This window comes from Nocardioides sp. (assembly GCF_035547795.1).
Taxonomy (GTDB): Bacteria; Actinomycetota; Actinomycetes; order Propionibacteriales; family Nocardioidaceae; genus Nocardioides.
In genome coordinates, this window is sequence record NZ_DASZUF010000043.1 from 1 (window position 1) to 25,703 (window position 25,703).

General features: G+C 70.2%; 28 protein-coding genes. 25 read left to right on the forward strand and 3 right to left on the reverse strand.

Annotated features, from left to right (window positions below; all coding sequences use genetic code 11):
* From VHA72_RS03495 to VHA72_RS03505, 3 genes are all read left to right on the forward strand, one after another.
* A partial coding sequence (locus tag VHA72_RS03495; protein ID WP_325573054.1) for an amidohydrolase family protein occupies positions 1-1,008 on the forward strand: 1,008 nt, incomplete at its 5' end.
* A gap of 217 nt (positions 1,009-1,225) precedes the next feature.
* Positions 1,226-1,696 (forward strand): 30S ribosomal protein S16, encoded by a 471-nt coding sequence (gene rpsP / locus VHA72_RS03500; RefSeq protein ID WP_325573055.1) that lies wholly within the window; start codon positions 1,226-1,228, stop codon positions 1,694-1,696.
* 4 nt (positions 1,697-1,700) lie between these two features.
* Positions 1,701-1,943 (forward strand): RNA-binding protein, encoded by a 243-nt coding sequence (locus VHA72_RS03505; protein ID WP_325573056.1) that lies wholly within the window; start codon positions 1,701-1,703, stop codon positions 1,941-1,943.
* Positions 1,944-2,074: 131 nt separating this feature from the next.
* Here VHA72_RS03505 and VHA72_RS03510 read toward each other — a convergent pair whose 3' ends face one another.
* Positions 2,075-2,500 carry a pyridoxamine 5'-phosphate oxidase family protein gene (locus VHA72_RS03510; RefSeq protein WP_325573057.1) on the reverse strand — a complete coding sequence of 142 codons (426 nt, stop codon included), beginning with the start codon at positions 2,498-2,500 and terminating at the stop codon, positions 2,075-2,077.
* Positions 2,501-2,591: 91 nt separating this feature from the next.
* On the opposite strand from VHA72_RS03510, the gene rimM reads away from it, so the two are divergent.
* The 5 genes from rimM (at position 2,592) to rnhB (ending at position 6,405) form a co-directional block, all read left to right on the forward strand.
* A complete protein-coding gene (gene rimM / locus VHA72_RS03515) occupies positions 2,592-3,137 on the forward strand; it encodes a ribosome maturation factor RimM (protein WP_325573058.1) in 546 nt (181 codons plus the stop codon).
* Positions 3,127-4,284: a tRNA (guanosine(37)-N1)-methyltransferase TrmD gene (trmD, locus tag VHA72_RS03520; RefSeq protein ID WP_325573059.1), complete on the forward strand. Its 1,158-nt coding sequence runs from the start codon at positions 3,127-3,129 to the stop codon at positions 4,282-4,284. The genes rimM and trmD overlap by 11 nt, the downstream gene beginning before the upstream one ends.
* A 186-nt stretch (positions 4,285-4,470) precedes the next feature.
* Complete coding sequence (rplS, locus tag VHA72_RS03525; protein ID WP_325573060.1) at positions 4,471-4,821, forward strand: 50S ribosomal protein L19; 351 nt, start codon at positions 4,471-4,473, stop codon at positions 4,819-4,821.
* A gap of 97 nt (positions 4,822-4,918) precedes the next feature.
* Entirely contained in the window at positions 4,919-5,731 is an 813-nt protein-coding gene (gene lepB / locus VHA72_RS03530; RefSeq protein ID WP_325573061.1) for a signal peptidase I, read from the forward strand.
* A complete protein-coding gene (rnhB, locus tag VHA72_RS03535; RefSeq protein WP_325573062.1) occupies positions 5,728-6,405 on the forward strand; it encodes a ribonuclease HII in 678 nt (225 codons plus the stop codon). Before lepB ends, rnhB begins: the two co-directional genes overlap by 4 nt.
* On the opposite strand, the gene VHA72_RS03540 is transcribed toward rnhB, so the two are convergent.
* Positions 6,406-6,708: a hypothetical protein gene (locus VHA72_RS03540; protein ID WP_325573063.1), complete on the reverse strand. Its 303-nt coding sequence runs from the start codon at positions 6,706-6,708 to the stop codon at positions 6,406-6,408. It abuts the gene before it with no gap.
* Positions 6,709-6,841: 133 nt separating this feature from the next.
* Here VHA72_RS03540 and VHA72_RS03545 point away from each other — a divergent pair, with 133 nt between their 5' ends.
* From VHA72_RS03545 to VHA72_RS03575, 7 genes are all read left to right on the forward strand, one after another.
* Positions 6,842-7,150 carry a DUF2469 domain-containing protein gene (locus tag VHA72_RS03545; RefSeq protein ID WP_325573064.1) on the forward strand — a complete coding sequence of 103 codons (309 nt, stop codon included), beginning with the start codon at positions 6,842-6,844 and terminating at the stop codon, positions 7,148-7,150.
* A gap of 112 nt (positions 7,151-7,262) precedes the next feature.
* Positions 7,263-7,751, forward strand: coding sequence for a TadE/TadG family type IV pilus assembly protein (locus VHA72_RS03550; RefSeq protein WP_325573065.1), 489 nt, complete (start codon positions 7,263-7,265; stop codon positions 7,749-7,751).
* A complete protein-coding gene (locus VHA72_RS03555; RefSeq protein WP_325573066.1) occupies positions 7,748-9,334 on the forward strand; it encodes a pilus assembly protein TadG-related protein in 1,587 nt (528 codons plus the stop codon). The genes VHA72_RS03550 and VHA72_RS03555 overlap by 4 nt, the downstream gene beginning before the upstream one ends.
* 152 nt (positions 9,335-9,486) lie before the next feature.
* The gene (locus tag VHA72_RS03560) at positions 9,487-9,855 is read left to right on the forward strand and encodes a YraN family protein (RefSeq protein ID WP_325573067.1); all 369 of its coding nucleotides are present in this window, start codon (positions 9,487-9,489) and stop codon (positions 9,853-9,855) included.
* Positions 9,855-11,435 carry a YifB family Mg chelatase-like AAA ATPase gene (locus VHA72_RS03565; RefSeq protein ID WP_325573068.1) on the forward strand — a complete coding sequence of 527 codons (1,581 nt, stop codon included), beginning with the start codon at positions 9,855-9,857 and terminating at the stop codon, positions 11,433-11,435. Before VHA72_RS03560 ends, VHA72_RS03565 begins: the two co-directional genes overlap by 1 nt.
* On the forward strand, positions 11,432-12,565 hold the full coding sequence (gene dprA, locus VHA72_RS03570; protein WP_325573069.1) for a DNA-processing protein DprA: 1,134 nt from the start codon (positions 11,432-11,434) through the stop codon (positions 12,563-12,565). Before VHA72_RS03565 ends, dprA begins: the two co-directional genes overlap by 4 nt.
* 29 nt (positions 12,566-12,594) lie before the next feature.
* Entirely contained in the window at positions 12,595-13,542 is a 948-nt protein-coding gene (locus VHA72_RS03575) for a tyrosine recombinase XerC (RefSeq protein WP_325573070.1), read from the forward strand.
* A 134-nt stretch (positions 13,543-13,676) separates the two neighbouring features.
* Here the strand turns inward: VHA72_RS03575 and VHA72_RS03580 are convergent, their stop codons facing one another.
* Positions 13,677-14,447 (reverse strand): murein hydrolase activator EnvC family protein, encoded by a 771-nt coding sequence (locus VHA72_RS03580; protein ID WP_325573071.1) that lies wholly within the window; start codon positions 14,445-14,447, stop codon positions 13,677-13,679.
* Between the two features lie 303 nt (positions 14,448-14,750).
* On the opposite strand from VHA72_RS03580, the gene rpsB reads away from it, so the two are divergent.
* From rpsB to rlmN, 10 genes are all read left to right on the forward strand, one after another.
* The gene (gene rpsB / locus VHA72_RS03585) at positions 14,751-15,641 is read left to right on the forward strand and encodes a 30S ribosomal protein S2 (protein WP_325573072.1); all 891 of its coding nucleotides are present in this window, start codon (positions 14,751-14,753) and stop codon (positions 15,639-15,641) included.
* A 34-nt stretch (positions 15,642-15,675) separates the two neighbouring features.
* The gene (gene tsf / locus VHA72_RS03590; protein WP_325573073.1) at positions 15,676-16,485 is read left to right on the forward strand and encodes a translation elongation factor Ts; all 810 of its coding nucleotides are present in this window, start codon (positions 15,676-15,678) and stop codon (positions 16,483-16,485) included.
* Between the two features lie 204 nt (positions 16,486-16,689).
* Positions 16,690-17,403 (forward strand): UMP kinase, encoded by a 714-nt coding sequence (pyrH, locus tag VHA72_RS03595; RefSeq protein WP_325573074.1) that lies wholly within the window; start codon positions 16,690-16,692, stop codon positions 17,401-17,403.
* A gap of 52 nt (positions 17,404-17,455) precedes the next feature.
* The gene (frr, locus tag VHA72_RS03600) at positions 17,456-18,010 is read left to right on the forward strand and encodes a ribosome recycling factor (RefSeq protein WP_325573080.1); all 555 of its coding nucleotides are present in this window, start codon (positions 17,456-17,458) and stop codon (positions 18,008-18,010) included.
* A gap of 14 nt (positions 18,011-18,024) precedes the next feature.
* Positions 18,025-18,900: a phosphatidate cytidylyltransferase gene (locus VHA72_RS03605; protein WP_325573075.1), complete on the forward strand. Its 876-nt coding sequence runs from the start codon at positions 18,025-18,027 to the stop codon at positions 18,898-18,900.
* A gap of 52 nt (positions 18,901-18,952) precedes the next feature.
* Complete coding sequence (locus VHA72_RS03610; RefSeq protein ID WP_325573076.1) at positions 18,953-19,291, forward strand: hypothetical protein; 339 nt, start codon at positions 18,953-18,955, stop codon at positions 19,289-19,291.
* 168 nt (positions 19,292-19,459) lie between these two features.
* Positions 19,460-20,641, forward strand: coding sequence for an imelysin family protein (locus VHA72_RS03615; RefSeq protein WP_325573077.1), 1,182 nt, complete (start codon positions 19,460-19,462; stop codon positions 20,639-20,641).
* Positions 20,638-21,876: an iron uptake transporter deferrochelatase/peroxidase subunit gene (efeB, locus tag VHA72_RS03620; protein WP_325573078.1), complete on the forward strand. Its 1,239-nt coding sequence runs from the start codon at positions 20,638-20,640 to the stop codon at positions 21,874-21,876. Before VHA72_RS03615 ends, efeB begins: the two co-directional genes overlap by 4 nt.
* Positions 21,877-21,950: 74 nt before the next feature.
* Positions 21,951-24,257: a phospholipase C gene (locus tag VHA72_RS03625; protein WP_325573079.1), complete on the forward strand. Its 2,307-nt coding sequence runs from the start codon at positions 21,951-21,953 to the stop codon at positions 24,255-24,257.
* Between the two features lie 149 nt (positions 24,258-24,406).
* Positions 24,407-25,486: a dual-specificity RNA methyltransferase RlmN gene (rlmN, locus tag VHA72_RS03630; protein ID WP_325573081.1), complete on the forward strand. Its 1,080-nt coding sequence runs from the start codon at positions 24,407-24,409 to the stop codon at positions 25,484-25,486.
* Positions 25,487-25,703: the final 217 nt, after the last annotated feature.

A 25,703-nucleotide genomic window follows, 5' to 3' on the forward strand; every position in this document is an offset into this window, starting at 1 on the left:
GTCGACGGCACCATCACCTACCAGCGGCCGCCCGGCGCCGAGACCGCGGCGCGGGGCTGGATCGTGCCCGGCCTGGTGGACGCGCACTGTCACCTCGGGCTCGGCGACGACGGCGGCATCTCGGTCGCGGAGACGGAGGCGACGGCGCTCGAAGACCGCGACGCCGGGACCCTGTTGATCCGCGACTGCGGCTCACCGGTCGACACTCGCTGGATCCAGCAGCGCGAGGACCTGCCCAGGCTGATCCGGATGGGGCGCCACATCGCCCGCACCAAGCGCTACCTGCGCGGGTACGCCGACGAGGTCGAGCCGGCCGGGCTGATCGAGGCGGTCGCCCGGGAGGCCGGTCGCGGCGACGGCTGGGTGAAGCTGGTGGGAGACTGGATTTCGCGCGAGGAGGGCGACCTGTGCCCGTCGTTCTCGCCGGAGGAGTTCGCCGCGGCGATCGCGGTGGCCCACGAGCGCGGTGCCAAGGTCACCGCGCACTGTTTCGGCACCGACGTGCTGCCCGGCCTGATCGAGCACGGTATCGACTGCATCGAGCACGGCACCGGCCTGACGCCGGAGCTCGTCGAGCAGGCGGCCGCCCGCGGCGTCGCGGTGGTGCCGACGGTGATGCAGGTCGACAGATTCCCGGTCTTCGCGGAGCAGGGCCGGGCGAAGTTCCCGGCGTACGCCGCCACCATGACCGACCTCTACGCGCATCGCCGCGAGACGATCATGAGCGCCTACGAGGCCGGGGTGTCGCTCTACGCCGGCACCGACGGCGGCGGCGCTCGGCGACACGGCAACCTGCCCAACGAGATCCGCGCGATGGCGGCACTCGGCATGCCGGCCGAGTACGCGCTCGGCGCCGCGTCCTGGCGGGCACGCGCCTGGCTCGGGTTCGACGGGCTGGTGGAGGGCGCCAGTGCCGACCTCGTCGTGTACGACGCGGACCCACTCGCCGACCTGTCCGTGCTCGACCGCCCGGTGGCCATCGTGCTGCGGGGGAGGGTCGTGGCCTGATCCTGGCTTGGTCCTGGCTTGGTCCTGGCTTGGTCCTGGCCCTGGTCCGGGCTGATTCGGCGTACTCCCGTCGCTTCTGGCAGACTTGTCGGCTGAGTCCTGCGCGTCCGGCCCCTCTCACCGGTGTGCAGTGCCCATCGAGAAGTCGCTGCCGGTGTTCCCCACCTGGTGACGGCGCCTCACCCACTTACGAAACCTCTGAGGAGACACCACAACCGTGGCCGTCAAGATCCGTCTCAAGCGCCTGGGCAAGATCCGGGTGCCGCAGTACCGCATCGTCGTCGTCGACTCGCGCACCAAGCGCGACGGTCGCGTCATCGAGGAGATCGGGACCTACCGTCCCAAGGAGGACCCCTCCTTCATCTCCGTCACCTCCGACCGCGCCCAGTACTGGCTCGGCGTCGGCGCCCAGCCGAGCGAGGCCGTCGAGGCGATCCTCAAGATCACCGGCGACTGGCAGAAGTTCAAGGGCCTGCCAGGCACCGAGGGCACGCTGAAGGTGGCCGCCCCGAAGCCGGACAAGCTCGACCTGTTCAACAAGGCGCTCGCCGAGGCCCACGCCGCTCCCTCCGCGGAGGCCGTGACCAAGAAGTCCGCCAAGAAGGCCGCCCCGGCCGCCGAGGAGGCCGCCACCGAGGCGCCGGCCGCCGAGACCGAGGCTCCGGCCGAGGCCGAGGCCGAGGCCTGAGCGGATGCTCGCGGAGGCTCTCGAGCACCTCGTTCGCGGCGTGGTCGACCACCCCGACGACGTCGTCGTACGCGACAAGCAGCTGCGCCGCGGCTCGGTTCTCGAGGTGCGCGTCCACCCCGACGACCTGGGCAAGGTGATCGGCCGCGGTGGCCGCACCGCCACCGCGTTCCGCACGGTCATCAGTGCGCTCGCCGGCAAGGGCGGCGCGCGGGTCGACTTCGTGGACGTCGACCGGAGCCGCTAGGCGGAGGTCGGCGCGAGCGAAGCGTCCAACACAGCGTGGACGTCGACCGGAGCCGCTGAGCCCGCACCAGCACATGTGAGACGCCCTGGCTGCTTCGGCAGCCAGGGCTTATCGCGTCTTCGAGGGTCTGCTCAGTCCGCCCGGAGGAGGTGCAGCCACGGCCGGTCCAGGTGGTAGCTGCGACCCGACACGTGCTCGGGTGTGATCTCGACGACCTCGTACTTGTGCGACCCGACCCACGGTCGCAGCGCGACGAGCTCGGCACGGTGCGCCTCGTCCTCCGGCAGGATCCGCGCGTGGCCCCGGACCACCACGCTGGTCGCCCGCTCCGCCTCGATCCGGTCGGTCTCGAAGGCCACCTCGCCGCCCATCGCGATCGCCAGCAGCTTGTCGCCGGGTGCGGTACGGAACAGCAGCGTGCGGCTCTCGACGGCGTAGTTGATCGGGACGATGTGGAGCTCGTCGGTCATGCGGAACGCGAGCCGTCCGAACTCCTCCTTGCCGAGGAAGTCCCAGCACTCCTCCTCGTCCAGTACCCCTGTCGATGCGTCCTCCATCGCTTCCTCCTCCTGCGCGATGCCGCGTGCTCTCACCGTAGGCCGCGGCGGCCGTCAGCGCGAGGGGCGCGGGCCGTTAGGCTCTGGCCCCGTGGATTCCCTCGAGGTCCTGGTCGGTCGGATCGGCAAGCCGCACGGCGTGCGCGGTCACGTCACCGTGGACGTCCGCACCGACGAGCCGCAGCGGCGGTACGCCGATGGTGCCCGGCTCAAGGCGGTCCCGCCCCCGGGCTCGGCCCGGGGCGAGGGCACGCTGACCGTGGCGGCCACCCGCTGGCACCAGGGCGTGCTGCACGTGCTCTTCGAGGAGGCCGCCGACCGCAATGCCGCCGAGGCACTGCGCGGCGTCCTGCTCTACGCCACCATCGACGCCGACGAGCGGCCCGAGGACCCCGAGGAGTTCTACGACCACCAGCTGGTCGGGCTGGCCGTCTACGACACCGACGGCGCGCTGCGCGGCGAGGTGACCGGGGTGGTCCACGGCGGCGCCCAGGACCTGCTGAGCATCGCCACGCCGACCCGTCGGGACGTGCTGGTGCCGTTCGTGACGGCGCTGGTGCCCGAGGTCGACCCGGCCGCCGGACGGATCGTGGTCGCCGACCGCCCGGGGCTGCTGGAGCCGGCCGATGAGGCTTGACTACCTGACCATCTTTCCCGACTACCTGGCCCCGCTGCGGCTCTCGCTGCCCGGCAAGGCGGTCGAGTCGGGGCTGCTCGAACTCCACGTCCACGACCTGCGGCGGTGGACCCACGATCGGCACCACACCGTGGACGACTCGCCGTACGGCGGAGGTGCCGGGATGGTGATGAAGCCCGAGCCGTTCGGCGAGGCCTTCGACGAGCTGGCGATCGACGGGGCCACCGTGATCGTCACGACGCCCAGCGGTGAGCCGTTCAGCCAGGCGCTCGCCCGCGAGCTGTCGACCCGAGAGCGGCTGGTCTTCCTGATCGGCCGCTACGAGGGCATCGACCAGCGCGTGATCGAGGCGGCCGCCGAGCGGGCCGAGGTGCGTGAGGTCAGCCTCGGCGACTACGTGCTCAACGGAGGAGAGGTGGCGGCCCTGGCGATCACCGAGGCGGTGGTGCGGCTGCTGCCTGGCTTCATGGGCAACGCCGCCTCGCTGGTGGAGGAGTCGCACGAGGACGGCCTGCTGGAGTACCCGGTCTACACCAAGCCCGCCTCCTGGCGCGGCCGCGACGTCCCGCCGGTGCTGCTCTCCGGCGACCACGGCCGGATCGGCGCCTGGCGGCACCAGCAGCGCCTGGAGCGTACGGCGGCCCGCCGGCCCGACCTGCTCCACGCCAGCGCCGCCGCCACCTCGTGGTCGATCGAGCGCGCCGTGCGTGGCGACGCCGCCGAGCTGCTCACCCTGCAGCGGGCCTGCTGGATGCAGGAGGCGCTCGCCAACGACACCCTCGCCATCCCGCCGCTGCACGAGACGTTGGCCGACGTCGAGGCCTCGATCGCGTCGTGGGACACCTATGTGGTGCGCTCGGCGGGCCGGCTGGTCGGCTCGGTGCGCGGCCGGCTGGACGGCGACCGGTGGGAGATCGGTCGGATCATGGTGGTGCCCGACCTGCAGGGACGCGGGCTCGGCCGGACGCTGCTGGAGCACATCCAGGAGGTGGCGCCGCCGCAGGCCTCGTCGTACCGGTTGTTCACCGGAGCGCGCAGCGAGCGCAACATCAGGCTCTACAAGAAGGCCGGCTTCCGGCTCCGGCCGGAACTGGCACCCGAGCCGGGCGTCGTGGTGCTGACCAAGCGACGTGATTTCCGCAGGTGAGCCGGCCTGTGGCAGACTCTTCCCCTGGTTATCGTCGGCCGAAGGATCGCCCCGAGGAACGCACGGGGGATCTGCGACGGGCCCCTGCCACAGGGGGAGCCTGACGCCGCCGGCCAGCAGACGAGGACCGTCCAGCTGAAGAGACGAACACCCGCGGCCGACCTGTGGCAGTCGTGAGGAGCAACCATGAGCAACCTGCTTGCCGAGGTCGGCAACGCCGCCAAGCGCACCGACGTTCCCGAGTTCCGCGCCGGCGACACCGTCAAGGTGCACGTCAAGGTCGTCGAGGGCAACCGCTCGCGTGTCCAGGTCTTCCAGGGCGTCGTGATCGCGATCCAGGGCGCCGGCATCTCCCGCAGCTTCACCGTCCGCAAGGTCTCCTTCGGCGTCGGTGTGGAGCGCACCTTCCCGCTGCACTCCCCGATCTTCGAGCAGATCGAGGTCGTGACCCGCGGTGACGTCCGTCGCGCCAAGCTCTACTACCTGCGCAACCTGCGCGGCAAGAAGGCGAAGATCAAGGAGCGCCGCGAGGCGTGAGCCACCGTGGGGACGATCGGCGGAGCGAAGCGACGCCCGATCCGACCCACGGTGAGGCGTGAGCCTGGCTCTCAGGGTCGTTTCCTAGACTCTGCGCGTGACTTCCGAAGACCGCGATCTCTCCATCTTCCTCGACGAGGATCAGGAGGGGTCGCGGTCTTCTGTATCCCCGCCCAAGCGCGGGCTGCCGGTGTGGCAGGAGTCGATCCTGCTGCTGGTGCTGGCGGTGGTGATCGCGCTGATCATCAAGTCGTTCTTCGTCCAGGCGTTCTACATCCCCTCGGCGTCGATGGAGCCGGGCCTCCAGGGCGGTCCGGGCACCAAGACCGATGACCGGGTGCTGGTGGAGAAGCCGTCGTACTGGGGCAGCGGCACGCCGCAGCGTGGCGACATCGTGGTCTTCAAGGACCCGGGCGGCTGGCTCAGCGCCGAGGAGGACGCCCAGGCGACCAACCCGGTGAGCAAGGCGCTGGCCAAGATCGGGCTGTTCCCGACCGGCGGCCACCTGGTCAAGCGGGTGATCGGGGTCGCGGGCGACACCATCTCGATCGACGACCAGGGTCGGATCACCGTCAATGGCAAGGCCCTGGACGAGTCGTCGTACGCCAAGCCGGCGCCGCACGCGTGCGGCAGCACCAAGCCCGGCACCTGCTACGGTCCGATGCCGCAGGAGGCGCACTGGACCGCCGGCCCGGTGCCGAAGGGCTACCTGTTCGTGATGGGCGACAACCGCAACGACTCGGCCGACTCCAGCTACCACCTGTGCACCAAGCGAGAGACCGACTGCTCGGACTCGCCGTGGGTGCCGGTCTCCGACGTCGTGGGTAAGGTCTCGGCGCTGGTCTGGCCGCTGAGCCGGGCCAAGGTGGAGCACCGGCCGGCCGACTTCGCGGGGATCCCGAAGCCATGAGTACGGCGCCGTCGCTGCGCGTCGAGCGGACCCTGCTGCGCGGCGGGGTGGCCCACCTGGCGTGCGCCGACGAGGTCGGGCGTGGTGCCCTCTCGGGGCCGGTCACCGTCGGGATGGTGGTGATCTCCGCCGCCACCCGGACGGCGCCGCAGGGCGTGCGGGACTCCAAGCTGCTCGCACCCGAGGTCCGCGAGCGGCTGGCGCCACGGATCCGGCGCTGGGCGGTCTGTCATGCGGTCGGGCACGCCAGCCCGGCCGAGATCGACGAGTTCGGCATCATGGTCGCACTGCGGCTCGCCGGCCACCGGGCGCTGGCGCAGCTGTCGGTGGTCCCTGACGCGATCCTGCTGGACGGGAACCACGACTACCTGACCCCACCGGAGCAGGAGGGGCTGTTCGGCGTGCCGACCGGCCTGGTCGAGGCCGTACCGCCGGTGTCCACCATGATCAAGGCGGACATGAAGTGCGCCGGCGTCGCGGCCGCCTCCATCCTGGCCAAGACGGCGCGGGACGCGCTGATGGTGCAGTTGCACGAGGAGTTCCCGGCGTACCTGTGGGCGGAGAACAAGGGCTACTCCGCCCCCGCGCACATCGACGCGCTCGCCCTGCACGGCCCGTCGGTGCACCACCGGCGCTCGTGGAGCCTGCCGGGCGTGGCGGCGCCTGCTTCCTGATCAGGCTGGCTCGGGTAGGCGGCGGAGGATCTCCTGGAGGAGACCGGAGTGCTCGTTGAGCTGTCCGTCGACGGTGTCGAGGCGGGCGTCGATGCTGCCGAGGCGGGTGTCGATGGTGTCGAGGCGGGTGTCGATGGTGTCCAGCCTGCCCTCGACAGCGTCGAGCCGTTTCTCGACTCGGCCCAGCCGGCGGCCCTGGGCGCGCTGCTCGACGGTGATCGTCTCCAGGTGGTCCTGGACATAGCCGAGCGTCTCCGTCAGCTTGTTGACCTTGCGGGTCAGCTCCGGATTGCTCAGCGTCATGTCATGGCTCCTTGTCCGAGGTCGTGGGTTCAGCGTAGGTGGCGGGGGAGCGGCGTACCACCGGGTCCTCCGGCTCTGTGGATAACCGGGCGCCATGCCGGCGCCGTACCACCGGGGCTCTAGGATCCGTCTCATGAGCGCGGAGGATCTCGAGAAGTACGAGACCGAGATGGAGCTGACCCTCTACCGCGAGTACCGCGATGTGGTCGGCATCTTCAAGTACGTCGTCGAGACCGACCGACGGTTCTACCTGTGCAACCAGGTGGACGTGAAGGCGCGGACCGAGGCTGGCGACGTCTTCTTCGAGGTGTCGATGAGCGACGCGTGGGTGTGGGACATGTACCGGCCCGCGCGGTTCGCGAAGAACGTCAAGGTGCTCACGTTCAAGGACGTCAACGTGGAGGAGCTCAACCCGAGCGAGCTCGACCTGCCCAAGGAGTAGCCCCTTCGGGCCATCCGGCTCGGCACGAGAGTCCTAAGACAGGCGGCTGATTCGCCTCTACGATCGTCGTGGCAGGCGTGGGGGCCTGCCAGGGGGACGCAGGAGTCGAGACATGGGGAACCTACGGCGCTGCGATCGTGGTGCCGCCGCGGTCGAGTTCGCGATCGTCGTCCCGCTGCTGTGCCTGCTCATCTTCGGGATCGTCGCCTACGGGATGATGTTGAGCTTCCGGCAGAACCTCAGCCAGGCCGCGGCCGAGGGCGCGAGGGCGGCGGCGGTGGCGCCGAAGAGCCCGCCGAATCCCAGCTACGGTCCGACGGCCCAGGCGGCGGCCGCGATCGCGAACGCCCTGGGCAGCGACTACTCATGCTCGAACGGCAACCTGTTCAAGGGCACCACCCAGGTCGGTGGGTGCACGATCAGCCCCTCGAGCGCCTGTACGGCGGCGTCCACGCCGGATCCGCCGACGTCCGCGGCTCCGTGCACCTACACCGTCACGCTGTCATATGACTACAAGAGCCATCCGGCGATCCCGAACCCACCGCTGGTCCCGATCCCCGGAGTCATCACCTACGTCAGCGCGGCCCAGGGCAACTCGTGAGCACCCGCCCGTCGGAGGAGCGCGGCGCGGTTGCCATCGTGGTGGCGATCGTCGCCGTACTGATCCTCGGCGCCGCGGCCTTCACCGTCGATCTCGGCATGCAGCGGGTCGTCCGCACCGACATGCAGTCGACCGCGGACACGGCGTCACTCGACATGGCGCGGGCCCTGGCGAACGGCGTGGTTCCGGGCAGTTCCGGATGGACCCAAGCGCTCAGCTCGAGCATCTCGGGTGACTCGACCACCCTCGGCCACGCCGATGCCCTCCCGGCGGGATGGGACTCGTCGACGTCGGTGTGCAACGCCAAGCTCTGCGCCCAGGCGACTCCCGGGTATCTCGACGCCGATTCGCAGTTCACCACGACACCGCCGGCGGGCGCGTCGTCGTACAACGCGGTGCGGGTGACGGCGGCCGCGGCGGTCGACCGCGAACTGGGCAGCGTCTTCGGCTCGGGGAGCCTGCCCGCGACACGCACCGCAGTCGCCGCCACCCAAAGTGGTGCGTGTTACCAGGTGGGCTCCTTTGCCCTCGGCGTCGCCACCAATCCGTCGATCCTGGCCGCCATTGTCGGAGATACCGCGGCGGCCCGTGTGCTTGACTCGAACGGGCTAGCCACTGCGAGTGTCTCACTGCTCGGACTGGCCGCCCAGCTGGGCGCCGTCACCCCGGAGCAGCTGCTGGCGATCCCAAACCTCACCATCGGCAGCGTGCTCACCGCGTCGGCCGCCGTGTTGACGAGGGCTGGCGACACCTCGTCAGTCAATGCTGCCGACCAGCTGTTGCAGCTAAAGACGGATCTGGGTTCGCTTGCCAGCACGCCGACCCACCTTGGGCAACTGCTCGCGCTCGGTCAGGGCGACACGTCGGCTTTGGACGCCGACATCGATGTTCTCGATCTCGTGACGGGCAGCGTGATCGCCGCAAACGGTGTCAATGGGGTCAGTGTCCCCGGTCTGACTCTCGTTGTCCCAACACTCGGCACCTTGACGGCCAAGCTCTATCTGACGGCGCCTCCAGTCATCGGCTGCAATGGCGGCGATGCGACGTCGGCGGAGGGCTACATCGAACTCACGGGAAGCCTCGGTGTGCCACTCCTGGCCAGTCTCAAGAACGTGTCTCTCACGGTGAGCTTGGCCAATGCGTCGGAAACTCTTGACTTGTCTCGGCAATGCGATCCGCACATCATGTGGGTCAGCGTCTTCGACCAGACACTTGCCAGCGTCAGGCTGAAGGCAAACGTCTACGCTCTTGCCGGTCTTCTCAAGCTTGCCACGATCGATACCGGCGCCCCCTCGACCGCAGTGGCGCCTGTCTCGTACCCGCTTGCTGTACCAGCGACCTACGCCACCCCGGTGACGACGAGCGATGGCCACATCGGGCTGAGTGTCTCCAATGCCGACGTGACGGTGCTGGGCATGCTGGACGTCGGGGCGCTGGTGGCTGGTCTCGATCCTCTCGTACAGTCGCTGGGCGAACTGCTGACCGACGCACTCCTTCCTGCTCTTGGGATCACAACGGCCGGCGCCGACCTCTGGGCGGTGCCGCCGACGCCTGAATGCGGCGTCCCGCATCTTGCGGGTTGAGTCACGTTCGCTAGTGCAACAGGTCCACTTTCCGTCCACAGGCCGCCTCCTCAACAAGGTTGTCCACAGGCCGCCCTGTGGACGGTCGCCGATGTCGGCGTGCGTCGTGATGCTGGGTCGTGAAGAAGATCCGCATCTCGGACGGAGGCAGCATGACCGCGACAGCAGCCAGCAGGCAGGCGATGGGGCGTTATGGCGAGGACGTCGCCGAGCGACATCTGGTCGGCCAGGGCATGGCGGTGCTCGACCGCAACTGGCGCTGTCCCGACGGCGAGATCGACCTGGTCCTGCGAGACGGCCCGGCACTCGTCGTGGCCGAGGTCAAGACGAGATACGACGACACGTTCGGCAGCCCTCATGAGGCCATCACCGTGGCCAAGTCGAACCGGCTGCAACGGCTGGCCACCCGGTGGCTCGCCGAGCACGACGTCAGGCCGGCCGAGCTGCGCTTCGATCTCGTCGCGGTCCGCCAGCCCGGGCACGGTGCCGCCCAGGTCGAGCACGTCAGGGGCATCCTCTGATGGCGGTCGCGGCAACCCATTCGGTGGCTCTACGCGGCGCCGTCGGGCACTTGATCGACATCCAGGCGGACGTGTCGACGGGCATGGTCGGCACCACCTTGGTCGGGCGCGTCGACTCCGCTCTTGCGGAGGCCAAGGACCGGGTGCGGATGGCGATCAGCAACTCCGAGCTGGACTGGCCCAGCACCCGCCGGGTGACCGTGCTGCTCTCGCCCGCCGACCTGCCGAAGTCCGGGGCACATTTCGACCTTGCGATCGCCGTCGCCATCATGGCGGCCGCCGGAAGCCTCGATCCACGCGCCCTGGCGGCCACCGCGTTCGTCGGTGAGCTCTCCCTCGACGGCGCGTTGCGCTCGGTCGCCGGGGTGCTGCCGATGGCGCTCGCCGCCAGACAGCGTGGCGTCGAGCGCATCTTCGTTCCCGAGCCGCAGGTCCGTGAGGCGTCGATGGTGCCGGATCTGGTCGTCTTCGGTGTCCGATCGCTGCCCCAGGTCGTCGCGGTGCTCAACGGCGACGAACTGCCGGAGGCGCCGCCGGTTCCACCGCTGTCGGGCGGGCGCTACCTGTCCTGGCGCGGTGCGGAGCGGCTCGACGAGCTCGACATGGCAGATCTAGTGGGGCTCGACGACGTGAAGTACGCCGTCGAGGTCGCCGCCGCCGGCGGGCACCACCTCCTGCTGGACGGTCCCAAGGGCTGCGGCAAGACCTCCATCGCCGAGCGCATCCCCACGATCCTGCCCGACCTGAGCCGCAGCGAGTCGATCGAGCTCACCGCGATCAGATCGCTGGCCGGCGTGCTTGATCCCGAAGCGGGCCTGGAGCGAAGACCGCCGTTCTCGGCGCCGCACCATGACGCGAGCAAGACCAGTCTGGTGGGCGGCGGATCCGGCCGAGTGCGACCGGGGGAGCTGAGCCTGGCCCACGGCGGTGTGCTGTTCCTCGACGAGTTCCCGCTCTTCCGCACCGACGTGATCGAGGCGCTGCGAGAGCCGCTGGAGAGTGGCGACATCACCGTCGCGCGCGTCGACGAGACGATCACCATGCCGGCACGCAGCCTCGTGGTCCTGGCGGCCAACCCATGCCCCTGCGGAAACTATGGCGGCCGGGCGACGACCTGCAACTGCACCTCGGCCCAGCGGCGCGACTACGAGAACAGGATCCGCGGGCCGATCGCCGACCGGATCGACATCACGCGGCACCTGCGCTCGGCGCCACTGACCACCGATCGGCTCGATCGACGCGAGTCGAGTGCCGCGATCCGGGAGCGGGTGGCCGCGGCGCGAGAGCGGCAGGCCGAGAGATACGCCGATCAGAGCTGGCGGCTCAACGCCCACGCACCCGGTGCCGTCCTCCGGCGGCACTGGCCGCTGCCGGATTCGGCTCAGCGTCTGGTCGATGGCAGCCTGCTGGATGGGCGGCTCAGCAGGCGGGGCGCCGTGAAGGTGCACCGACTGGCCTGGACGATCGCCGACCTGCGCGGTCTCGATCGGCCCGGGTACGACGAGGTACAAACCGCGCTGTGGCTGCGCCAGGGCACCGCGCTGGCCATGCACGACGTCGCGCGCAGGGCCGCCGGATGAACATCGACGACCGTCTCGCCCGGATCGCCTTGAGTCACATCTTCGAGCCCGGCGACATGCATCTTGCGCGACTCGCGTCCCAGCTCGGGGCAGTGCGGCTCTACGACGAGCTGCTCACCGGACAGCACAACACCGCCCGGGTCGATGTCGATGCCCGTCTCAAGCGGATCGACCCCGAGCGCATCCTGGAGACCGGCCGGCGACGTGGATTGCGCTACGTGATCCCGAGTGACTCCGAGTGGCCCGACCAGCTGGAGCCTCTCGACCACGTGGTGGCCCTCTACGATCGCACCGGCGTGCCGATGGGGCTATGGGTGCGAGGCCCGCTGCGGCTGAACGTCCTGGCCAAGTCCGTCGCCATCGTCGGGTCGCGGACCGCCACGACCTACGGCAACGATGCGGCCGCCCACATCGCCGCCGAGGTCGGTCGCGCCGGGTACGCGGTGGTCTCGGGTGCGGCCTACGGCATCGACGTCGCCGCCCACCGCGGCGCGCTCGCAGTCGGCGCGCCCACCGCGGCGGTGCTCGCCTGCGGCGCCGACCGTGTCTATCCGCCTCGTCACGATCGCCTCTTCGAGATCTTGGCGAGCGAGGGCGCGATCATCTCCGAGGTCGGGCCGGGCCTGCCGCCGACGCGACTGCGCTTCCTGACCCGCAATCGGATCATCGCCGGGCTCGGCCGGGGCACGGTCATCGTCGAGGCCGCGCGGCGCAGTGGCGCCCTCAACACCGCCAACTGGACTGCCCGGCTCAGCCGACCGGTGATGGGGGTCCCGGGGGCGGTGACGAGCGCCTCCTCCGAGGGTGTGCATCGTCTGCTCCGTGATGGCAGCGCAACGCTCGTCACCTCGGGCGTGGAGGTGCTGGAGATGGTGGCGCCGGCGGGGGAGTACCTCCCGCTCGACGAGCCGGCACCGGAGCGACCGCGGGACCGGCTCACGCTGCGTGAGCAACGGGTCCTTGACGCCGTCCCTGTCGGAGCGGCCGTGCCTGTCGACTCGATCGCACACAGTGCCGGGATGGGGCTGCTGGCGGTGCAGTCGGCGCTCACCGCGCTACGTGATCGAGGCCTGGTGACGTTTGCCGGCAGTGGATGGCGCCTGACGCCCGCAGCGCTGCGCTCCGCCTGAGCAGAGCCGGCGCGACCTACACTCGCCGTGTGGCCGATGGGGCTGATGTGACGCCGGCGGAGCTGCCGAGGGGCTTCGCCGAGGTGGTGTGCGCCTACGAGCGGCATCTGCGCTCCGAGCGCGACCTGACCGAGCACTCGGTCCGCGCCTACCTCGGCGACATCGGCAGTCTGCTCGAGCACGCGTCCCGACTCGGCATGTCCGAGCCGGCGCAGCTGGACCTGCGCACCCTGCGCAGCTGGCTGGCCAAGCAGCAGACGCTGGGCCGCAGTCGCACCACCATCGCCCGACGGGCCACCGCGGCCCGGGTCTTCACTGCATGGCTGGTCCGTACGGGCCGCGCGGACACCGACGCCGGGGCGAGCCTGCGTTCGCCGAAGGCGCACCGCATCCTGCCACCGGTGCTCCGCGCCGACGAGGCCGCGACATTGTTGGCCGCTACCTCCGCAGCCGCAGCGGAAACGGGCGGTCCGCTCGGGTGCCGCGACGTGGCGATCCTGGAGCTGCTCTACGCCACCGGGATCCGCGTCGGGGAGCTCGTCGGGCTCGACGTCGACGACCTCGACCGGCAGCGCAATGTCGTCCGCGTCCTGGGCAAGGGCCGCAAGGAACGCACCGTGCCCTTCGGCGCGCCGGCAGCCGCCGCGCTCGACGCATGGTTGCGCGAGGGGCGGCCAGAACTGGCCAAGGAAGGGACCGGCGACGCGCTGTTCCTGGGTGCCCGCGGTCGGCGGATCGATCAGCGCGCCGTTCGCACGCTGGTGCACAAGAGCATCGCTGCGGTCCCCGGTGCCCCCGACCTGGGCCCCCACGGGCTGCGTCACACGGCCGCCACCCATCTCCTGGAGGGCGGCGCCGACCTGCGCTCGGTCCAAGAGCTGCTCGGCCACGCCTCGCTGGCGACCACCCAGCTCTACACCCACGTGAGCACCGATCGGCTCCGGCGGGCCTACCAGCAGGCTCACCCGCGGGCTTGAACGGCTGACGGGACGGACAGCGTCCGGCAAGAGCCGCGGTAGCGCCCGGCGTGAGACGGACAGCGTCCGGCAGCGCAGCGTCCGGCAGAGCCTCGTCGTCGAGATCGGCACGGGCCACGGAGGCCGAGGACCGTTCAGAGCGCCGGCGCCTCAGCGAGTGGCCTGCGAGGGACGGTGTCCCACCCGGGCGGGTGCCAGGCCGTGTAGGGCAGCACCGGTGGGGCGGTGGCAGGTGCCTGCGACCACACCGGCCACGCCGGCCCCGCGCGCTTGACCCGGGACCGCGCCGGCCCTGCGCGCTCGGCCCGATGTCGCAGTGACAGCACCGGTCGCGCCACGGGAGTCTCCTGCCACAGCGGCAGCAGTCGGATCGGCGCACCGAGTCCGACCAGCCGGAGCGGGTCCAAGTAGACGTCGTCGGTGTTGCGGATCCAGCCCCAGTGCAGGCAGGCGGCGGGGAGGCAATGAGACTGGATCGCCGTCAAGGTCCCGAGCGGGGCGCCGGCAGCGACAACGTCGCCGACCCTCACCGACGCGGCCACCGGCTCGTAGGTTGTGCGCGTCGGCCCGTGGTCGACCACGACCACGCCGCGGCCGGCCAAGGGGCCCGCGAACGTGACGGTCCCGGCAAGCGCCGCTCGCACCGTCTCTCCGACCGTCCCGGCCAGGTCCACGCCGCGATGACCGGAGCCCCACGGATCCGAGGGTGGATCGAAGCCGTGGACCACGGCGTGCTGCGGCTGCAGCGGCCACACGCCGACCGGATCCGTCGCCCCGGCGCCGCCGGCGGCCGCATGTGCGCTCCCGGAGGAAGACAGGAGCAGCAACGCGGCCGACGCGAGGACGGCGAGGAGCAGGCGGATGCCGGGGCGACGGGTCGAGTCGGCGGTGGTCGTGTGGTGCATGCCGACCAGCGTGCCCGGCGTGGATCGCGTGGGCAGCCGGCGGCGTACGACCTGGGGAGAACGGCGCGAGAAGGGCCGCCTGTGGACGGAAGGTGGCCGGCTGGGACAGCGATTGGCTCGCACCCCGCGCCAGCGACTAGGCTGGAGCACAGCAACCCACCCGGGTTGACTTCGCGCGTCCGCAGACCGTGACGGGGCCCAGCCAGGCCCCGACCGCCCGCGGGCGCGGCCCCCAGTCCCTCAGCCGAGGGTCGGGCCGCGTGCAGACGCCAGGGACAACTGGAAACAACAAAAGGAACCACCATGGCAGTCGTGACCATGCGCCAGCTCCTCGAGAGCGGCGTCCACTTCGGGCACCAGACCCGTCGCTGGAACCCGAAGATGAAGCGCTTCATCATGACCGAGCGCAACGGCATCTACATCATCGACCTGCAGCAGTCGCTGGCCTACATCGACCGCTCCTACGCCTTCATCAAGGAGACCGTCGCCAAGGGCGGCACCATCCTGTTCGTCGGCACCAAGAAGCAGGCCCAGGAGGCCATCGCCGAGCAGGCCACCCGCGTCGGCCAGCCCTACGTCAACCAGCGCTGGCTGGGCGGCATGCTGACCAACTTCTCCACCGTGCACCAGCGGATCAACCGCCTCAAGGAGCTCGAGGAGATCAACTTCGAGGACGTCGCCGGCTCCGGTCGCACCAAGAAGGAGCTGCTCCAGCTGCGTCGCGAGAAGGACAAGCTCGCCAAGACCCTCGGCGGTCTGCGCGACATGGGCCGCACCCCGTCGGCCGTCTGGATCGTCGACACCAAGAAGGAGCACCTCGCCGTCGAGGAGGCGCGCAAGCTCAAGATCCCGGTCATCGGCATCCTGGACACCAACTGCGACCCCGACGAGGTCGACTTCCCGATCCCGGGCAACGACGACGCCATCCGCGCCGTCGGCTTGCTGACCCGCGTGGTCGCCGACGCGGTCGCCGAGGGCCTCATCGCCCGCTCGGGGGCCAAGGCCGCCGACGGTGAGGCCGCCGCCGAGGAGCCCCTGGCGGAGTGGGAGCGCGAGCTGCTCGAGAACAGCAGCACCGAGGCCGCCGAGAGCACCGAGGCCACCCCGGCCGCCGCGACCGAGGCCCCCGCCGAGAGCACCGAGGCCGCCGCGACCGAGGCCCCCGCCGAGGCCACCGAGGGCACCCAGGCCTGAGTCCCGCACACCGACGTACTTGAAGGAAGAGCACATGGCTTACACCGCTGCCGACGTCAAGAAGCTCCGTGAGCTGACGCAGGCCGGCATGATGGACTGCAAGAAGGCGCTCGACGAGACCGACGGCGACTTCGACAAGGCGGTCGAGCTGCTCCGCGTGAAGGGTGCGGCCAAGGCCGCCGCCCGCGCCGCGGAGCGCGAGGCCTCCGCCGGCCTGGTGGCCTCCGCGGGCAACGCCCTGATCAGCCTCAAGGCCGAGACCGACTTCGTCGCCAAGAACCAGGCCTTCATCGACGCCGCCAACGCGATCGCGAAGGCCGCCGACGCCCACAAGGTCGGCGACGCGGAGGCTCTCAAGGCCGTCAGCCTCGGCGACAAGACCGTCGGCGAGACGGTCGAGGAGCTGGCCCGCACCATCGGCGAGAAGATCGAGCTCGGTGAGGTCGCCTACTTCGACGGCACCACCACGGTCTACCTGCACAAGAAGGCCTCCGACCTGCCCCCGACCCTCGGCGTCCTGGTCGAGTTCGAGGGTGACGAAGCCGCCGCGAAGCAGGCCGCCCAGCAGGCCGCGGCGCTCAAGGCCCAGTACCTCACCTCCGACGAGGTCCCCGCGGACGTCGTCGAGAAGGAGAAGGACGTGCTGACCAAGAAGACGCTCGAGGAGGGCAAGCCGGAGGCTGCTGTCGCCAAGATCGTCGAGGGTCGGATCAACGCGTTCTTCAAGGAGATCGTGCTGCTCGACCAGGAGTCGGTCTTCGAGGCGAAGAAGTCGGTCAAGCAGGTGCTCGACGCCGCCAACACCACCGTCAAGCGGTTCGCCCGCTTCGAGGTCGGCGCCTGATCTAACGACTCCTGGCACGCACCTGGCTGCGTTGTCGGCCCTCGACGGCCGCTTCGCTCCAAGGCCGCCTTCGGGCCTCCGCCTTGGCAGGCACGCACCATGAGCCGCCAGATGTGCTAGACAACCAGTACGACGAAGGAGGCCGGCCCGATGACCCACCAGGAGCATCGGGCCGGCCTTCCTCATCCCGAGGAAGGATCTGCGATGACCGGCTACCAGCGGGTTCTGCTCAAGCTCTCCGGTGAGGTGTTCGGCGGCGGCAAGGTCGGCGTCGACCCCGACGTCGTCCAGAAGGTGGCCCACGAGATCAAGGCGGTCGTCGACGAGGGCGTGCAGATCGCCGTCGTGACCGGCGGCGGCAACTTCTTCCGCGGCGCGGAGCTGCAGCAGCGGGGCATGGAGCGCGCCCGCGCCGACTACATGGGCATGCTGGGCATCGTGATGAACTGCCTGGCGCTGCAGGACTTTCTCGAGCGCACCGGCGTCGACACTCGGGTGCAGACCGCCATCACCATGGGCCAGGTGGCCGAGCCCTACATCCCGCGCAAGGCCATCCGACACATGGAGAAGGGCCGCGTCGTCATCTTCGGCGCCGGCATGGGGATGCCCTACTTCTCCACCGACACGGTCGCGGTGCAGCGGGCGCTGGAGAGCAAGTGCGACGTCGTCCTGGTGGCCAAGTCGGGGGTGGACGGCGTCTACTCGGCCGATCCCAAGAAGGACCCGACGGCGATCAAGTACGACGAGCTCACCTACGAGCAGGCGCTCACCGAGGGGCTCAAGATCATGGACCAGACCGCGTTCGCCCTGTGCGGGGAGAACAAGCTGCCCATGGTCGTCTTCGGCATGGAGCCCGAGGGCAACATCCTGCGCGTCGTGCAGGGTGAGAAGATCGGTACGCTCGTCAGCGCCGGCTGACGAGCGGCACCGCAGCGGCCAGACCACGGAAGCGACCAGGAGCGACATGGCGATCAACGACATCCTCAACGAGGCCGACGACAAGATGGGCAAGTCGGTCGAGGCGACCCGCGAGGAGTTCGCCACCATCCGCGCCGGTCGGGCCACTCCGTCGATGTTCAACAAGATCCTGGTGGACTACTACGGCACGCCCACGCCGATCCAGCAGTTGGCCACCTTCACCAGCCCCGAGCCGCGCGTCATCAACATCGCCCCCTTCGACATCTCCGCGATGGCCAACATCGAGAAGGCGATCCGCGACTCCGACCTGGGCGTGAACCCCTCGAACGACGGCAAGATCCTGCGTGCGGTCTTCCCCGAGCTGACCGAGGAGCGGCGCAAGGAGTACATCAAGCTCGCCAAGGAGAAGGCCGAGCAGGGCCGGGTCGCGGTCCGCCAGGTCCGCCAGAAGGCGAAGCAGAACCTGGAGAAGCTGGAGAAGGACGGCGAGGTCGGCAAGGACGACGTCACCGGCGCTGAGAAGCGGCTCGACACGCTCACCAAGAAGCACACCGACACCATCGACGAGCTGCTCAAGCACAAGGAGTCCGAGCTCCTCGAGGTCTGAGGGCTCACGCCACGATGGTGAACACGACGGGCGCCGTACCGCCCCCGCCGAAGGACTATGGCCGCGCCGGCCGCAACGTGCCGCTCTCGATCGCCTCGGCGATCGTGCTCCTCGGGGCGGCGGCGCTCACCCTCTTCTTCTGGAAGACGGCCTTCATCGTCCTGGTCGCGGTCGTTTTGGTGGCGGGGGTGTGGGAGCTGCGCCGCGGGCTGATGTCCAAGCAGCTCGACCTGCCCGAGCAGCCGCTGATGGCCGGCGGCGTGGTGATGATCGCCGTCGCCTATCTCTGGGGAGCCCCCGCGCTCGTCACGGCGACGGCGGTGACCGCGCTGGTGACGATGCTGTGGCTGCTGCACCGTGGCGTCGACGGTTACGTCCGGACGGCGACGGCCTCCGTCTTCACCATCGTCTACCTGCCGTTCCTGGGTTCCTTCGTGGGGCTGATGCTGCGTGAGGGCGGCACCTGGCGCGAGACCGGGATCGACAACGGGGTGAAGGGGATCATCACGTTCGTGCTGGTCACCATCGCCTCGGACATCGGCGGGTACGTCGGCGGCGTTCTCTTCGGCAAGCACCCGATGGCCCCGGTGATCTCACCCAAGAAGTCCTGGGAGGGCTTCGCCGGCTCCGCCATCGCCACCATCGCCGCCGGCGTCGCGCTGGTGGTCTGGCTCCTGGACGGCCACTGGTACGTCGGGGTCGCGCTCGGCGCGATAGCGGTGGTCATGGCCGTGCTGGGCGACCTGGTCGAGTCGGTGATCAAGCGCGACCTGGGCGTGAAGGACATGAGCCAGATCATCCCCGGCCACGGCGGCATCATGGACCGGCTCGACTCGCTGCTCGCGACGATCGCGCCGGTGTGGCTGCTGCTGCACTACGCAGTCTTCTAGGCGTCCGCGCGTCCGCGCGTGACAGCGCCGACACAGGGATACCGTTGAGGCGATGACCACCGACGATCAGGTCAACGTCAGCCAGCCGAGCTGGTGGCACCGCGACCATCCGACCTTCGCCTCGCTGAGCGGCTTCTACGCCGGTCTGGTGTTCGCGATCGTCGTTCCCGGCCTGTACGTCGGCATCCTCACCGCCGTGTTCGGCCAAAAGCGCGCCGAGAGCCTGTTCCCGTTCGTACTGGTCACCCTCGTGGTGCCGATGCTGCTGGTGGTCAACCACCGCAGCCGCCGGTTCGGCTGGTTCATGTGGCTGGGCATCGTGAGCACGTTCGTCGTCGTTCTCGGCGTCGGCGTGGCGGTGCTCTGGTACATGGTCAACCACAGCTCCTGACCTTCTGGTCGGCATCCATTCACCTGCCGGTCAGGAATCGGCGGTCGCTCGTTCCATCCCCTGCGACACAGTCGCTGGCGCCTCCCGAGTGACGGGACGCTGGACGAGGGGACGCGGATGGGACGAGCAGGAGCGCAGGCAGGCCGTCTGGGCACTGCATTGGCCCTCGTGGCCGCCCTCGGCTTGGCGCTCCGGCTCTCGGTGCCCACGCCGCACGCGGTGGCCGACGCCCCGCACGGCGACACCTCCATCCCGGGTACGCCGGTCCAGGTCAGCCAGGAGGCCTGCGGGTCGGGGTGGTCCGGGGGAGCGGCCGGCCCGGTGACGCTGGCGCTGTGGAACGCCTCGGGTCGCAACGCCGAGGCCGCCTTGGAGAACGCCAGCACCCACGAGTACCTCCTCTACGCCGAGAACCTCGGCGCCGACGTGACCCGCTCGGTCACCGTCACGCTCGGCCCGGGCAGTTACCGGCTGCTCTGCTTCGTCGACGACGAGACCGGCGTGGCGGGCCCGGCGCAGCAGGTCACCGGCAGCTACGCCGGCGCGCTGACCCCCGCCGTACTCCCCGTCTCGACGACCGACCTGATCGAGCCGCTGCTGGCCTACCAGCGCTGGATCTCGGGCCGCCTGACGATCCTGCAGAACAAGCTGGCCCGCTTCGAGAAGCGGCTGCACCGCGGCGACTGGGAACGCGCCAAGCGGTCCTGGCTGGCCACGCACCGTGCCTGGATCGTGCTCGGAGCCGCCTACGACACGTTCGGCGACGTGGGTGACGCGATCGACGGCCGGCCGACGGCCGGAGTGGACCCGGCGACCGACCGGAGCCTGACCGGGTTCCACAAGATCGAGGCGCTGCTGTGGGCCCAGGGTCGCCCGACCCGGCACCGGATGCGCGCCGTGATCCTGCCGGCCGTCCGGACCATGGCCGCGTCGGTGACGCGGATCCAGCAGGGCTGGGGCACGACGTTCCAGGTCGCGCCGATCGACATGGGGCTGCGCACCCACGAGATCCTCGAGGACGGACTGCGCTGGGACCTCACCGGTCGCACCGACGCCGGCAGCCACACCACTCTGGCCGCGCTCGACGCCGAGGTGACCGGCACCCGCGCGGTGCTGTCCTTCCTGCGGCCGCTGCTCCAGCCCCGCGACCGAGACCTGGCGGCAACCGACGCCTGGCTGCACCGGTTCAAGGCGGACGTCGACCGCTACCACCGGGCCAAGCACGTCTGGGCGCCGCTGCAGGACCTGGGCACCGGCCAGCTCGAGCGGCTTCACGCCGACCTGGACCAGACGCTGGAGTACCTCTCCGAGATCGCGGTGCTCACCGACCCCGAGAAGGTCTACCAGTGAGCGGCGTCAGCCGACGCGGGCTGATCGGCGGCCTCGGCACGGCCGCCGCCACCGCGGCCGTGGCCGCGGCGGCGCCCGCCCTGCTCCGCAACGGCGAGGGCGCCAGCGCCGCCACGCCGACCGCGCCGACGGACACCGCCTACTCGTTCGAGGGTGCCCACCAGGCCGGCATCCTCACGCCGGTCCAGCGCTGCGCCTCCTACGTCGCCTTCGACGTCACCGCCGCCGACCGGGCCGAGCTGGTCGCGATGTTCCGCACGCTGACCGAACAGAGTCGCTTCCTGATGACCGGAGGTACGCCGCCGGACCACGGGCTGACCGCGACCACGGCCGACGACGGCATCCTGGGGCCCAGCGTCCCCGCCGACGGCCTGACCGTCACCACCAGCGTCGGTGCCTCGCTCTTCGACGGCCGCTTCGGTCTCGGCGCCAGGAGGCCGCAGCGCCTGGTGCGGATGCCGGCGTTCGACGACGACGCGCTCGACCGGGCCTGGTGCGACGGCGACGTACTCCTGCAGATCGGCGCCGACAACAACGACACCGTCGCGCACGCACTGCGGCAGATCATGCGGGCCACCCGCGGCGCGCTGCAGCCGCGCTGGCGGATGGACGGCTTCCAGTCGCCGCCCCGTCCCAGCGGGACGCCGCGCAACCTGCTCGGCTACAAGGACGGCACCGCGAACCCGTCCACCAGCGACGAGGACCTGATGGACCAGCTGGTCTGGACGCACGCCGGCGGCGGCGAGCCGGCCTGGGTGGAAGGCGGCAGCTACCACGTGGTGCGGCTGATCCGGATGCTGGTGGAGTTCTGGGACCGGGTCTCGGTGCGCGAGCAGAACAACATCTTCGGCCGGGACAAGGCCACCGGTGCCCCGCTGACCGGCAGCCACGAGAAGGACACTCCCGACTACGGCGACGACGGCACGGGGACGCCGCTGATCTTCGGCGACGCGCACATCCGGCGGGCCTCCAACTCCGGTAACCCGGGCGGCTCGCGGATGCTGCGCCGCTCGTTCAACTACGACCGCGGCGTCGACGCCAACGGCAACCTCGACATGGGGCTGATCTTCACCGCGTTCAACCAGGACCTCGAGCGGCAGTTCGCCACGGTACAGCGGCGCCTGGCCGGAGAGTCGCTCGTGGACTACATCCTGCCCTACGGCGGCGGGTATTTCTTCGCGCTCCCCGGCGTCTCGGGCAGTGGCGACTGGCTTGGCCGGGGGATGTTCGCCTAGGGCGCGGGCCGTCCCGCCGCCGCTGGTCTCCGGTCACCTCAAGGGATCGACACGAAACCGAAAGGCTCATCGCAATGAGGAAGAAGTTGACGGCGCGACAGCGCCGGAAGGCCGGCTACGGCCTCCTGGCCGCGAGCGTCCTCGGGGGCTCGCTCGCCGCCTACGCCGCGACCACGTCGGGGTCTGCCACCGCGGCGATCACCACGCCGGCGACGGCGACCACGCCGATCCAGCATGTCGTCGTTCTCTTCGACGAGAACGAGTCGTTCGATCACTACTTCGGCACCTACCCGAACGCCGCCAACACCGACGGCACCACGTTCACCGCCTACCCGGGCACGCCGATCCCGAACAACTACATCTCGCACCCCAACCTGGCCGCACCGGTGTCGGCCAGCAATCCCAACGGCAACCCCAACCTGGCCGCGCCGTACCGGCTCTCGCCGTCCCAGGCCTACAACAGCGGTGAGAGCCACAACTACACGCCCGAGCAGAACGCGATGGGCTGGGACGGAACCAAGCCGCTGATGGACCGGTTCGTCCAGACCACCGGCGCCAGCAACACCAACAACTGCTCGGCCACCGCCGCGGCGGGCAACGCGCAGTACTGCTCGGTGACCCAGGTGATGGGCTACTTCGACGGCAACACCGTCACCGGCCTGTGGAACCTCGCGCAGAACTTCGCGATGAGCGACAACTCGTGGGCCGACAACTTCGGTCCCTCCACCGTGGGTGCGCTCAACGTCGTGTCCGGCATGACGGGCGGTGCGATCAGCTACGCCACCCAGAGCGCCTCGGACAACCACGAGAAGCCCACACCGGCCACCACCAAGACCGGCGGCGTCGAGGGCAACGTCTCGGCGGCGAGCCTCGGCACCGACGCGGCCGGCAGCTCGCTGGCCAACGCGCTGATCGGCTCGGTCAACGGCGACCCGGACCCGGCGTTCGACGACTGCGACAAGACCAACGGCCAGACCGCCGGCATGACGGGCAAGAACATCGGCGACCTGCTCAACGCCAAGGGCGTCTCCTGGGGATACTTCGCCGGCGGCATCACTCCCAGCACCCCCTCCACCTGGGACGCCACCGGCGTCAGCGACGGCGACCAGGCGAAGTTCGTCAGCTCGGCCGCCTGCGGCACCAAGGCCGCCGACCGCAGCCAGGTCCCGGGTGTCCAGGCGGGCGAGGACGCGCCGTTCTACGCCGGCGCGGGTAACAACTACAACGCTCATCACAACCCGTTCGCGTACTACAAGTCGACCTCGAACCCGCACCACTTCCTGCCGACCGCCGGCGTGCCGTTCGGCACCGACGACCCGTCGACCGACCCGACGGTCAGCGGCGGGGCGGTGGCGACCAGCGACGTGGTCGAGGCGGACGGCAGCACCGGCCACGCCGAGGGCCACGGCGCCAACCACCAGTACGACCTGGCGTACTTCTACCAGGCGCTCAAGGGCGACAACGCCGTCGACCAGCTGCCGGCGGTCTCCTACGTCAAGGCGGACTACGCCGAGGACGCCCACCCGGGCAACTCCGACCCGCTCGACGAGCAGCACTTCATCGCCCGCACCGTCGACGCGATCGAGAACTCGCCGTTCTGGAGCTCGACCGCGATCGTGATCGCCTACGACGACTCCGACGGGTGGTACGACCACCAGCCGCCGACCGTGCTGAGCGGCTCGAACGACATCACCGGCACCGCCTCGACCGGCACCAACGGCACCACCGACGCGGCCAACGGCATCTGCACCGCCGCCTACGCCAAGGGCGTCATGCCGGCCGGTGGCTGGGAGGACCGCTGCGGTCCCTCGCAGCGGCTGCCGTTCCTGGTGATCTCGCCGTACGCCAAGCAGAACTACATCGACCACACCCAGACCTCGCAGGCCTCGATCGTGAAGTTCATCGAGGACAACTGGAACCTGGGTCGCATCGATGACGCCGGCACCACCGTGCCGACGTTCAGCTACCCCGACCCGAGTGACGGCACGAAGACGGTCAGCACGACCGCCGGCACCGTCGGCAAGGGCTCCTTCGACGCCATCGCCGGGTCCATCACCGGCATGTTCGACTTCTCCGCGCCCAAGCCGGGCAAGGTGATCCTCGACCCCAACACCGGTGCCGTCACCTCCGACACCATGCCTCGGCCCACCACTGGGAACAACGGCAACGGCAACGGCGGCGGTGGCACCGCACTGCCGCCGACGGCCAGCCCGGTCGCCCAGGCCAAGGCGCACCTCAAGGCAGACAAGGCCAAGCTGAAGAAGGTGAAGAAGAAGGCCAAGAAGGCGCACGGGGCCAAGAAGGTCAAGCTGGAGAAGAAGATCAAGAAGCTCAAGAAGCAGATCAAGAAGGACCACAAGGCCGTCAAGGCCGCCTCGTGATCGGCTGATCGTCCCTCGATCGTCCGTCGATCGGCAGTGGCCCCGGTGATATCCCGGGCCACTGCCGATTCGGCCCGCCGCGGACGCGATGGGAGAATGAGGCGGTGACTGGTGCAGGTGAGGAGGCTCCCCGGACGCTTCCGCTGGTGATGGACGCGCCCCGCGGTCGGGCGAAGCCGCCGCGGCACCTGGCCGACCTCACCCTGGCGGAGCGGCAGGAGGCGGCCACGGGCGCGGGGTTGCCGGCGTACCGTGCCAAGCAGCTCTCCACCCACTACTTCGAGCGCCTGGTCGACGACCCCGAGCAGATGACCGATCTGCCGGCCGCGCAGCGCGCACAGCTGGTGGAGACGTTCCTGCCCGCGCTGGCCACGCCGCTGCGCACCCTGGAAGCCGACCGAGGCACCACCCGTAAGACGCTGTGGAAGCTCTTCGACGGCGCGCTGGTGGAGTCGGTGCTGATGCGCTATCCCGACCGCGCCACCATGTGCGTCTCCAGCCAGGCCGGCTGCGGCATGGCCTGCCCGTTCTGCGCCACCGGCCAGGGCGGGCTGACCCGCAACCTCTCCACCGCCGAGATCGTCGACCAGGTGCGGGCCGCCGCGCAGGTCGCCGCCCGGGGCGGGCTCGGCGGCGGCCCCGGCCGGCTCTCCAACGTGGTGTTCATGGGTATGGGGGAGCCGCTGGCCAACTACAACCGGGTGGTGGCCGCACTGCGCCGGCTCACCGACCCGGCCCCCGGCGGCTTCGGCCTGTCCCGGCGCTCGATCACCGTCTCCACCGTCGGGCTCGTCCCGGCCATCGGGCGGCTGGCCGACGAGAACCTGGACGTCACCCTCGCCGTCAGCCTGCACGCGCCGGACGACGAGCTGCGCGACACCCTCGTCCCGGTCAACACCCGGTGGAAGGTGGCCGAGGTGCTGGCCGCCGCGGACGCCTACGCCGCGCGCACCGGCCGCCGCTACTCGATCGAGTACGCGATGATCCGCGACGTCAACGACGCGCCGGCCCGGGCCGACCTGCTCGGCGACCTGCTCGCCCCGCGGCTGGCCCACGTCAACCTGATCCCGCTCAACCCGACGCCGGGCTCGCAGTGGGACGCCTCGCCCAAGGCGGTGGAGCGCGAGTTCGTCCGCCGGCTCGAGGCCCGCGGCGTGCCGGTCACCGTGCGCGACACCCGCGGCCGGGAGATCGACGGCGCCTGCGGGCAACTGGCCGCCACGAATTAGCGCGAGCACGCGGTGGTCCATCACGTCGATGAGTTCCGGGACCAGGGCCTACTCGATCTGTCGATCCTCGTACGGCCGACGCCGACCGGAGAGCTGCTCGAGGTCGGAGTCGAGTTCGCTGAAGACGGGATCACCATTGGACGGGTAGGCCGCGTGATGCCGGCGCGTCGCAGGTATCTCCGCCAGAAGAAGTCACGGTGATGGCACTGGCCAAGAA